Annotated in this window: 5 protein-coding genes and 1 tRNA gene; 3 read left to right on the forward strand and 3 right to left on the reverse strand. The window is 43.0% G+C overall.

Annotation, left to right across the window (positions count from 1 at the left end):
• The first annotated feature begins 80 nt into the window (after positions 1-80).
• Positions 81-169 (forward strand) — tRNA-Ser (locus tag KSZ58_RS14955).
• 586 nt (positions 170-755) lie between these two features.
• Here KSZ58_RS14955 and KSZ58_RS14960 read toward each other — a convergent pair.
• The 3 genes from KSZ58_RS14960 to KSZ58_RS14970 all read right to left on the reverse strand — a co-directional run bounded on the left by KSZ58_RS14960 (position 756) and on the right by KSZ58_RS14970 (position 3,048).
• Positions 756-1,055: a hypothetical protein gene (locus KSZ58_RS14960; RefSeq protein WP_002607391.1), complete on the reverse strand. Its 300-nt coding sequence runs from the start codon at positions 1,053-1,055 to the stop codon at positions 756-758.
• A 109-nt stretch (positions 1,056-1,164) separates the two neighbouring features.
• Positions 1,165-1,725, reverse strand: coding sequence for a ParB/RepB/Spo0J family partition protein (locus KSZ58_RS14965; protein WP_002607392.1), 561 nt, complete (start codon positions 1,723-1,725; stop codon positions 1,165-1,167).
• A complete protein-coding gene (locus KSZ58_RS14970) occupies positions 1,726-3,048 on the reverse strand; it encodes a phosphoadenosine phosphosulfate reductase (protein ID WP_008818583.1) in 1,323 nt (440 codons plus the stop codon).
• Positions 3,049-3,819: 771 nt separating this feature from the next.
• Between KSZ58_RS14970 and KSZ58_RS14975 the strand changes: the two genes are divergently transcribed.
• The gene (locus tag KSZ58_RS14975; protein WP_002607394.1) at positions 3,820-4,443 is read left to right on the forward strand and encodes a superoxide dismutase; all 624 of its coding nucleotides are present in this window, start codon (positions 3,820-3,822) and stop codon (positions 4,441-4,443) included.
• A 157-nt stretch (positions 4,444-4,600) separates the two neighbouring features.
• Complete coding sequence (locus KSZ58_RS14980; protein ID WP_009587794.1) at positions 4,601-8,863, forward strand: DEAD/DEAH box helicase; 4,263 nt, start codon at positions 4,601-4,603, stop codon at positions 8,861-8,863.
• Positions 8,864-9,688 lie beyond the last annotated feature (825 nt).

A 9,688-nucleotide genomic window follows, 5' to 3' on the forward strand; every position in this document is an offset into this window, starting at 1 on the left:
AAATATCATATAAAGCAGAATGATTTTACAAATAGTCTTGAAAAAGGCCTGTATTCTGTTATATAATCTTCAATGGATATGCAGCAGTGGCAGAGTTTGGTTTAATGCACCGGTTTCGAAAACCGGCGTGTCATTGACACCGGAGGTTCAAATCCTTTCTGCTGCGCCAGAAAAAGATACAGGTATATTTACATCCCAGAGGCAAACGTAGACTTTGCGATGCTTTTATACCTTTTTATATGCTAGTTTAAAGAGGCAATTATTAGGATTATAAATAACTTTATTATGCAAAAATGCAGAGAAGGGGAAGCTATGATAAAATTCTTAAGTAGGTTTTGTAGGATTCTAACATTTTCTCAACAAGCTGATCTACCATATCAAAAGAATTATGCTGTGAACGTATCAAACGATTATGGTTCAGTATGGAAGCCGATTGATTAAAATGAAAAATATGTCAAAAAACATAAGGAATGTTATTATCTGGTATATTATCTTTATTTTTGCTACATGGTTTTTCCTGTCACTAACTCTGTTGAATGCATTTGATTTTCTGATATGGTATATTTCCATTATATCGTTGGCTTTACTTATCGCCATAAGTATTATAGTCTGTGAACTCTTTAAAGCTTTGCAAACTATGAATGAAAAGTAATTATACAAATATGTGAAGATGGTTTTAATTTTCTTTCATAAATGTACTTAATTAAGTGAGAGTAGAGTGGTCTGGTTTGGAATAAATTATGAAGGCTGATGTCTCATTGACACAAGTTATTGAAAAAAGGCGATCGAATGAAAGGGTTAAACCTTGTTTGATCGTCTTTTATTGTGCCGAGATTAACAGCTTTGATTATCTTTTGTGATAAGAAACGTAGAATCAAGCAATTCGTTGGCGCATATGCAAATAGGGTTTCATAATCCGTGTTCTTTGGATCATTCTGCAGCTTTGTTAACTCATGCTCCATTGTATTGTAGAATGCATCATACTTTTTCCAAAATTCCTTTTTCTGAATCATTCTTATATTAAAAGACCAGAATCCGACATTCTCTGTTGTCATTTCTATGATCTTCCTTTTTTTTGTCAACTTTTTTAACTAAATGGCATGTTGAATACAGCCGAACGTTTTTTTTACGTTTATTGATTCCTATAAATTCAATGTAACTGTTTTAAGCATCGACAAATTGATCCTCAATACTCTGCAGTTGCTCCTCATCCTCAACCGGTTCCCATGATTGACTGAAATCTACCTCTTTAAACAATGCGGCAAGTCCTGTAATCTGCTTTAATCTCAGTATTTCATCACGATCCATACCCAAATGCTTTGCAATCCATGCATCTGAACGTCCAAGCTCATGTAATTCCTTAACAATGTTACTCATCAAATCCACATCGTGACTACCTCTTGCTCGATTGTGCCGTATAGTACTGGCCATACGCTGGTCAAGCGGCTTATTGATTACTGAAACCGGTAAAACCCCCTTCTCACGCTCATAGATATCCGGGTATTCCTTCATGATGCGATATCTGTGAAAGCCGTCAACAATGATATAATGATCGCTAGCCTCATCGTAATAGCATACGATTGGCATGGTGTAGCCGTCGGCCTTTATACTGTCATACAATAATTTCATTTCAGGTGGCGCAACGGCATTCGGGTTATAATCATTCGGTATGATTTTTTCTATTGGAACTGCACGTATATGATAAACCGGACTCTTACTCATCATCTAAACCTCCGTACCCTTGTATTTTTCTTTTAAATGATCCAGTCGTCTCTGCTGTTCCCGTGTTAATCCAAACCCCATGGAACGGCAGATATGGTCATTCTTTAAAATGCAGAAGCACATACGCTTCCAACTGGGGATATCCTTTGTGGATTTTATATCGTCGGTATCATCCGGTATACGATCCAGAAATATGATTCTGGAATTTTTAAAAATTGTATAATTGGATACCCCGTTTCGCTTTATGTGATAGCCATGCTCCTTTAGCTCTTCGATTGTTTCTTCCTCAAGCCCTCCTCCTACCGTATGCCAGAAGGTTATCGATTTATTGAATTTTTCAATATAGTTTTGCCGCAGCCGTTTGGGAAGTGTTGCCAACAGGAACATTGTATACGATTTCCAGGTATGTCCCTCCGGCAGTTTTATGGTTCGATATCCGACTGCCTTTGTTTTGGCATAGATTGCCGCAAAATTCGCTCCCTGAACACGGCCCAGCAGCTTCACCCACATCTGTGGATCAATCACGCGATATAGATTCAATGATTCCTTAGCATAATCCTGAAATGGAGAAGCCACCCGCATTTGTGAAATTGTCAATCCCGCCTTGTAATACAAATCATACAAACTGTTATAGCTATATCCGAACTTATAATAGGCATGCCATATATCCTCGACTGACCAGTCATACAGAGGCGAACCTGTCCAAACCTCCTTGAATTGCTGTGTAATCCAGCATTTGCCTTTATAGCTGTGCTTTTTATTAACAAAACCGCTGTAACGCTGCATAGACTCATCAGCACGTAGACCCAGCAGACAAACCGTTTTTTTGTTATCATGCACACTGCGATACCATCTGCCGAATTGCTTGGCCAGATCCTCCTGATGCATTTTATAGTGATATGTCGCTACAGGATTATTTTTCAGGTTAATGACATAATCATATTCAGGCATTGGCCGTACCCATAATGTCTCTTTTTTATCATCCCATGGATACCAGTACATTTCAAAGCTGCTTAACGCTGTTCTTGTTGCCATCGGTAGGCAAAGCCAATACAATTCCACCCCGGGGCGTTTTTCCAGCATCCTGAACGTTTCTTCTACATACTCCGTAGTAGCACGGTACTGAGCTTCGAAATCCTGGTGAAATACACCGATGGATGTCGAGGGATAAAATTTATCTCGAAAGTCCAAAAGAATATTCAGCAGCAGCCCGCTGTCCTTTCCTCCTGAAAAAGACACATATACGACATCAAATTCATGAAATATAAAGTGGAGACGCTCCAATAAGGCCTGATATACATTTTGTTGCAAATATCGTTTTTTCATAAGCTATTTTGTTTACACAGCAATATTTCATTACAGGATTCGAAGAATAAACCACAAATACAAATATCAGTATGCAGAGAATCACACAAGATCACGTTCATGCCAATTCCTGAAATAAAAACATAAAGGGTATTGCAGGTCCTGCAAAAAATCTGATACGGCATATGATATCAGGAAAGCGATTGCCATGTAAAAGATGTCTCCCTCCCTTTCGATCAAGCATTTATAATTTGTCTTATTCAATGATTTGTATAATGATTTCTTCTGTTTCTAAAGCTTGCAGTGATAAATACCGATTATATAAAACAAATTATGTAATATTATAGCACTGATGGAAAAAATTGTATAGATAACGACCCGGATATTCACATAAGTAGACATAAATATAATTACATTCACGACGCAACTACTGCGAATCCTGCAGAAAACATAAGCGATAACAGGGGGGATCTATCATAGTGCGGATTTTCCTGATGTATGGAAATTCTGTAATTCTCTCAAGGATTGATCGTTGAATAGCTGCAAAAGGAAGCCTTATAAATGAATAAGAAAATACCTTTTCCAGTGTTTTATTCAAAACAAGAACAAAGGTATGCGGCAGCTGCTGGCATACAGAATGCTCCGTTTACGAAAGGGGGGGGAATGCCACGTATAGCTTTTTGTTCTCTTTTCAGATTATTTTGAAAATAGAATCAAGGAAATTCAATAGGCGGTAGTGGTGAATAAAATACATCTTTCACATAGCATAAGGAGAAGGTGAGGTGAAAATCTATGAATGAACACTATCCTTTTGTATTGCCACCGCTTCCGTATCGGTATTATGCACTGGAGCCGTATCTGGAGGAACAGACCATCCGCATTCATCACGATACACTTTTTCAGGGATATGTTGACAGATTAAATGCAGCTCTCCAGAAATATCCACGCTTTCAACGCTGGAATCTGGAACGACTGATCGTAGACAATGATCGTCTGCCTGTGGAAATACGAACTACGGTATATAATAATGCAGGCGGTGTATATAACCATGATGCCTACTTTGCAGCCATGACGCCCAAGTATCGCCGGCCGAGTAACTATATGCGTAATGTTCTGGAGGAATCTTTTGGCTCTTTTGAAAATTTCAAGGAACAAATGCTGAATGCAGGACTGCGTGTGTTTGGTTCCGGCTGGGCATGGCTGGTACAAGATCGCGGTACTAAACTGCGTATCGTTACAACAAAGAATCAGGATACGCCGCTGCCACAGGGACTTGTACCACTGCTACCGCTGGATGTCTGGGAGCATTCCTACTTTCTGCAATATTACAGTGAACGCGCTGCCTATATCAAAAACTGGTTCGCGCTGATTGATTGGAGCTATGTGGAAAAACGTTATTTAAATGAGCATTCATAAAGACCTGCACGGGTCTTTTTCGTTTCCGGCGAAGCAGGTATCCTTATGAGTGGCTCAATCAGAAAAGCTGATTTGGCACAACTCCGGAAGTATGATAAAATCGTTATAAGTATACGAAATTCGCAAAACATATAAGTAGAAAGCAGGAGGATATCGAATGGGAAAAAAGAAAGACAGCTATATGCATGTGTTTACACAGCCCACTAAAGACTGGATCAGCCATACCTTCGCTGCACCAACCGCTGTACAGCAGGAAGCATGGCCTGTAATTGCGGAAGGCGGCTCTGTTTTGATCAGCGCTCCAACCGGAACAGGAAAAACACTCTCTGCCTTTCTGGTTTTTATCGATAAGCTGCAGGCATTGGCTCATCAGGGAAAACTGAAGAATCAGCTGTACCTGATTTACGTATCTCCCTTGAAATCACTCGCACAGGATATTCGTGAAAATCTGAATAAGCCCTTATCTGGTATTGCACAGGAACAAAACGGGCAAGGCGCAGCGAATATCACAATAGGCATACGTACCGGTGATACACCGCAAAGAGATCGGCAGAGAATGATCAAGCATCCTCCTCATATTTTGATTATTACACCGGAATCTCTGTTTTTAATGCTGACTGGCACTGGAGGTCAAACGATATTGCATACGGCAGAGGCATTGATCATCGATGAGCTGCATGCCCTCATTGACACCAAACGAGGTGCGCATCTCATGCTTTCCATAGCCAGGCTGGAAAAGCTATGTAAACGAAAGCTGCAGCGCATTGGCCTGTCGGCAACAATTGAGCCGCTGCAGACAGCCGCTGACTACCTGTCTCTGGATACCGTAAGCATGATCGCTCCCAGTATGCAGAAGCAAATACATATCGAGGTGAACGGCTTGACTCCTGCGCTGGGCAGAAGAAAGGATCCGGTCTGGGAGGAGCTCGCAGAAAGTGTTTATGCAAAATGCCTGGAAAGCAGAAGTGTCATCGCATTTTCAGAGGGACGCAGATATGCTGAAAAGCTGGCCTATTATGTAAACCAGCTTGGCGGTGAGGACTTTGCGCGTGTACATCACGGCAGTATGTCAAAGGAACAGCGTTTAGAGGTAGAGGCATCCCTGAGAAACGGTACACTTCGTCTGCTCTGCGCCACCTCCTCCATGGAACTGGGGATTGATGTGGGAAGTATTGATCAGGTTTTACAGATTGGCTGCCCACGCTCGATCTCCAGTACGATGCAGCGTCTTGGACGTGCCGGTCACAATCCCGGTCAAACCAGCTATATGTTTATGTACCCAAGAACCTCACAGGAAACACTGTTTTGCGGTATGAGTGCAGCTGTTGCGAAAGCCGGCGGTATTGAGCAGGCATCCCCGCCGAAGAAATGTCTGGATGTTCTGGCACAGCATCTCGTCTCCATGGCCGCAATCGCAAGCAGTTCCCATACGGAGCTTGAAAGAAAATGGCATCTTACCGGGATCGCCTATACGATTGACGATGTCATGGAGCTTTTGCAAAGCACCTACACCTTCCAGGATGTCAGCAAACAGGAGGTAACCGCTATTCTATGCATGCTGGCTGGGGATTTTGAGCATAAAAGAGAGGTTCCGGTTCGCCCGCGCATACTTTATGACCGATTACACGGATGTGTTCTTGCGGAAGCCTACAGCAGAATGCTCGCTGTCGCTGCCGGGGGAACTATCCCTGATAAAGGACTGTATGCGGCAAAAACTGAGGATGGTGTTAAAGTCGGAGAGCTTGATGAGGAATTTGTCTATGAAACCCGTCTGGGAGATCGCTTTATGCTGGGGGCGAATGCCTGGCAGGTTGTCGGAATGGATCGAGACAGTGTGGTCGTGACGCCGACCTATCCGCAGGGGGCCCGTCTGCCCTTTTGGAAAGGGGAAATCAAGGGGCGGAGTCTGAAAACAAGTCTGGCCTTTGGCGCTATTATGAGGAAGCTGTCAGAGGCATATCGTCAAAATACACTGCAACAGGAATTACAGACGCTGGGGCTGGATGCTGCAGCAGTCGAAAATACGAGCGAGTTTCTAAAACGGCAGATCAAGGCAACCAAAATCCTGCCGGATGATCAGACGATTCTGATTGAGCATTTTAGAGATTCCTCCGGAAGTCCGCAGGCTATGCTTCATACCATGTTCGGTCGAAGAATCAATGCTCCTCTTGCCCTGCTTCTGCAGGATGCTGCTCAGAGAGTGACCAGGACGCATATCGGAAGTGTGGATGAAGAAGACGGTATTCTTTTATATTCCTATGGTGAAGGGAAAATCGAAGAAGGGCTGCTGTACAATATTAATCCGGAAGCAGCTTCGAAAATTCTGGAAATCATGCTTCCACTGACACCTGTTTTCAGTATGAATTTCCGCTATAATGCTGCACGTGCTCTCATGATGGGAATGCGTAGAAACAAAAGACAGCCATTGTGGATGCAGCGGCTTCGCAGTACGGAAATGCTGGAAGCACTGCTGCAGGAGGAACATCATCCTCTGATTGTGGAAACCAAACGCGAATGCATGGAGGATCAGTGGGATTTAAAGGGATTACTGGAAATTCTATATGCAATTCGCAGTGGGGATATCCATGTGCATGAACTGCAGCTGGACACGCCTTCCCCGTTATCACTGCCACTGCAGTGGCGTGTGGAAGCTGCAGAAATGTATGAATATACACCAACAACACCGGGGATCCAGCAGGCAGTATATGAAGAATTACAGCAAATGGAACAAATAAAGCCTTCCCTGGAGGCACTAAAGCATATGGGGAAGCGGAAAAAGACGATTCAATCTGCCAATGAGCTGCATACGCTGCTTATGATGGAAGGGGATATGACAGCACAGGAAATTAAGGCTGCATGTACGGACGAAATGGATGTTAAACATGCGGAAGGTCGGATAGCGGACTGGCTGCATGAACTGACCTCTCAGGAATTGATCACCTACATAGAACCCGGTCTCTGGATCGCCGCAGAACAGCGCGAGGAGTATGAGCAGGCACTGCTGGAGCATAAGTCTGAAGCCGGAATGCATATCATACGCCGCATGCTGTACTATCGGCAGGCACAGACGCTAAAGCAGCTGCAGGAGCGATATCTTGCGCAGGAGGAAGCTGTACAATTCTGGTTGCAGCAGCTTTGTTCGGAAAAAGAAGTCATCGAGGATGGTGGCTGCTATTATCATTCCAAACAGTATGAACGTGCAAGAAAACAAACAATCCGCAATTTACGCATTCAGGCTGTAACACAGCCATCTCATCACTATGCCGCTCTCCTTGTGAGCCGTGTTTTTCACAATGCCCCTGTCAAAGATCAGCTGAAGGATACACTGGATCTATTCTGTAATCAGAAACATGCAGCCTCATTATGGGAAACGGTTTTATTGCCATCCCGTATAAGCGGCTATCAGCCGGAGCTGCTGGATCAGGAGCTGGCACAGGGAGAATATTTCTGGAAGCTGCATCCCGATGGCATGCTGAGCTTTCATCGTTACGAGGATATCGACTGGGAACAATCCACAGCTGCTGTAAACGACGGCAGCAGGGAAATGCAGACAGAGGACACGCAGGAGCAGCGGATTTATCAACGACTCAAAATTCAGGGAGCAAGCTTTCTGCATGCACTCAATCGTATACCGCAGGCCGGAGATGTGCATGCTAATCTGCTGCGGCTTGCAGAGCAGGGCCTTGTCTGTGCGGACAGCTTTACGCCGGTGCGACAATGGCTGAATCGAAAGAAAATGAAAAAGGCATCCGCTAAGCAGCAGCTCCATGCCAGAGCCTATGCAATGTCATCCGGAAGGTGGGATATACTGCGTCCGTTAAAGTCGATCCCGGAAGAGGCGCTGATTCAGGCATGCTTTCAAGAATACGGTATTGTATGCAGAGAAACCTTTCGCATATTCCTACAACAGCAGGAACAGGAACAAAATTTCAGCTGGCGGGATGCTTTGCATCTGCTTAGTATCTGGGAATTCACCGGCCGTGTACGCAGAGGATATTTTGTAAAAGGGATGTCCGGTGCGCAATTTATTAGAAAGCAGGAATATGAAGGCAGTATGCATATTCTGGCTCATCCAAAGCAACAAATCTGCTGGTTGAATGCTCAGGATCCTATGCAGCCATGGGGGAAGCTATTGGAGCATAAGGATTCTGCGGCCTTTATGAATATAGCAGGAACTGCGGTGGCTCTGGCAGGAGGAACTGCTATCATGGTTTTTGAACGTCAGGGAACTGTTTTAAAAATTTTTGATATAAGCTTGGCTGAAGAAGCACTGCATGCCTTTGTTCAGACGTATCGTGAGCAACGGATTTATCCTGATAAAAAACGTCTGCTTGTGAAAGAGTATCCAAAAGCAGCTGCAGCGTTGTTGGAAAGGGCTGGGTTTTATAAAGATATGCTGGATTATATGCTGTATCGTTAAATACATATATGAAATGAAAAAAAGCAGGCTTGCTGAATGTGCATTGCTGCCTATAAAAAGGAAATTTAAAATACATTGACCCGCGCAATCTTTTGGATTTCCTTTTTTCATATCGAAATGATTTGATACTTCTTTTTCGGTGATAACGCAGCTGGGGATACAGAAGAGAAAGAAAAGGGGTGGAGGAGAAAACCTGCAAGCCAAGGTTAATGTATTGCAGATAGATACCGATACAAAGAAGATGTTATCATTCATATATATTAAAGAATGGTAGCGAATAGAAGCTGCACTTGGTATGTGAATCACAGTGACAGTATTTGTCACATGCGAGTGTGCTGGTAAGGTGCTTCCTTGTCATAATTGCATGATTGTGATGTCTGTATATGTGCTATGATTGCAGGAGAATGCTCCTTACTCATTTTGATTACAGAAGAAACGCTGTGTTAGCTGCTGACCTATGAATGTAGGAAGGAAATGAAGTACAATAGCATGCAGGAGCTGGAAAGCACATAAACAGGTGTAAAAGAAGAAAAGGTCTGTTATAGGTAAGGATTCTATAAAGAAATAGGCGATAAATTGAAAAAATGTTACATTCATAGCGGTTTAAAATAAAAAGGACAAAAAAATATAAAAAAAGAGTAGAAAATCGTTGACAATCATCCTTAAAAGAGGTATTATATACAGGCACCGAACGAAATAGCGGCGCACGAAATAGAAATTTCGGTCTTTGAAAACTGAACAGGAAACGTCAATTATTTGAGAAAACAATATTCTCGGTATAACGATAACAAAAATGAAATTCAAACGCAAGTCATGCGTTAGAGC

The sequence above is a fragment of the Erysipelatoclostridium sp. DFI.2.3 genome (assembly GCF_019132535.1).
GTDB lineage: Bacteria > Bacillota_I > Bacilli_A > Erysipelotrichales > Erysipelotrichaceae > Clostridium_AQ > Clostridium_AQ innocuum.

What these genes read in the sequence shown, in the direction of transcription:
- KSZ58_RS14960 (WP_002607391.1), bottom strand. Translation starts at nt 1,055, where the DNA reads ATGACAACAGAGAATGTCGGATTCTGGTCTTTTAATATAAGAATGATT.
- KSZ58_RS14965 (WP_002607392.1), bottom strand. Translation starts at nt 1,725, where the DNA reads ATGATGAGTAAGAGTCCGGTTTATCATATACGTGCAGTTCCAATAGAA.
- KSZ58_RS14970 (WP_008818583.1), bottom strand. Translation starts at nt 3,048, where the DNA reads ATGAAAAAACGATATTTGCAACAAAATGTATATCAGGCCTTATTGGAG.
- KSZ58_RS14975 (WP_002607394.1), top strand. Translation starts at nt 3,820, where the DNA reads ATGAATGAACACTATCCTTTTGTATTGCCACCGCTTCCGTATCGGTAT.
- KSZ58_RS14980 (WP_009587794.1), top strand. Translation starts at nt 4,601, where the DNA reads ATGGGAAAAAAGAAAGACAGCTATATGCATGTGTTTACACAGCCCACT.